At 39.6% G+C, this 1,716-nt stretch carries 1 protein-coding gene; it reads right to left on the bottom strand.

The window, feature by feature from the left end; all coding sequences use genetic code 11:
- A partial coding sequence (locus CUN59_RS20160) for an Ig-like domain-containing protein (protein ID WP_207765455.1) occupies positions 1–1,716 on the bottom strand: 1,716 nt, incomplete at both ends.

Here is a 1,716-nt window from a genome sequence, read left to right on the forward strand (position 1 = left end):
AAAACTTTTTGGTTTACTGGTAACGGCTGTGGTTGTTCCCACTGTGTAACCACTACCCGCTGCTAGGGTTAAAATTACAGTTTCATTGTTTTCAACTGTGGTGTCTGCTTTGGGGTCTATTGTTAGGGTTGCTGTACTTGAACCTGCTGCAAAGGTGATGGTTTTTCCTGTTCCTGGTGTAGCACCTGTATAATCACTGCTATCTGCTGTACCTGTAATACCATAGTTGACGGTGAGGGCGTTAGCTATACCTACATTAGTTCTGGTGAAGGTGTAAACTAAGTTTGTTGCACCATCTTCTTGTACATTACTTGGTGTTGGTGATACTGCTAGGGTAATGCTAGGTTCTAAGACATCAGCAACAGTAATAAGAAATTGTTTTTCATAGGATAGTCCACCCTGGTCAGTGGTTTTGACTCGAATGTTATAACTGTTCTTGGCTTCAAAGTCAAACTCAGCATTAGTTTTTAACTGATTGCCAGAAATACTAAACAAATTATGGTTATTGCTATTTTGTACTGGTACTAGACTATAAGTAAAAGTGTTACCTGTATCTTGGTCTACAGTACCGAAATCACCTACTGCTGTACCAATCTTTTGATTTTCAAGAACACTCGTCTTCTTAAGATTGATGTCAGTGGGTGCCTCATTAACATCAGTAACATTAATGGTAAATTGTTTTTCATAGAATAGTCCACCTTGGTCAGTGGTTCTGACTCTAATGCTATGGCTTTTCTTTTTTTCAAAGTCTAAATCTACCGGATCTTTGGTTTTGAGTTGATTACTGATAATGGTAAATAAATTATTGTCATTGCTACCTGTTCCTGTCACCAAACTATAAGTGAAGGTGTTACCTGTATCTGGGTCTACAGTACCAAAAGAATCTACTAATGTACTTTGGTTAACATTTTCCTTAACTACGTTATTGCGAAGATTTAAGTCCATTGGAGCTTTGTTAGTTGTGAATCTCCATGTTGTTGTTGAGTTGGGAAAACCAGCATAGTTGTTACCAGCTAAGTCCCGAATGGCGGTGTTAGCAATTTGTACATAATAAGGTGTTCCTGATGCTAGATCATTAGTGGGATTAATAGTTAGCTTATTACCACTAATGGTGACATTGCTATTAGTCACTGCAATGGTTTCTACTATAAAATTATCTGATACTTTCTTGATGAAGATGTTGCCTGTACCTTTTTGAATCGCTTCATCAAAGTTCACCACTAAATTGGCATTTCCAGCCACACCTGTAGCATTATCGTCGGGGGTTAAACTGGTAGCTAGTGGAGGTTTTGTGTCTTGTATATCATCATTCGTAATAGTTCCCGTAACACCAGAGGTTGTTCCCACTGTGTAACCACTACCCGCTGCTAGGGTTAAAATTACAGTCTCATTGTTTTCAACGGTGGTATCTGCTGTGGGGTCAATAGTCAGGGTTCTTGTACTACTTCCTGCTGCAAAGGTGATAGTTTTTCCTGCTCCTGGTGTAGCACCTGTATAATCACTGCTATCTGCTGTACCTGTAATACCATAGTTAACGGTGAGGGCGTTAGCTGTACTTCCAGTTCTAGTGAAGGTGTAAACTAAGTTTGTTGTACCATCTTCTGTAACACTACTTGGTGATACTGCTAGGGTAATGCTAGGTAAAACATCATCATTGGTAATAGTTCCCGTAACACCAGAGGTTGTTCCCACTGTGTAACCACTACCCGCTGCTAG

It is taken from the genome of Cuspidothrix issatschenkoi CHARLIE-1, from assembly GCF_002934005.1.
GTDB classification, from domain to species: Bacteria; Cyanobacteriota; Cyanobacteriia; order Cyanobacteriales; family Nostocaceae; genus Cuspidothrix; species Cuspidothrix issatschenkoi.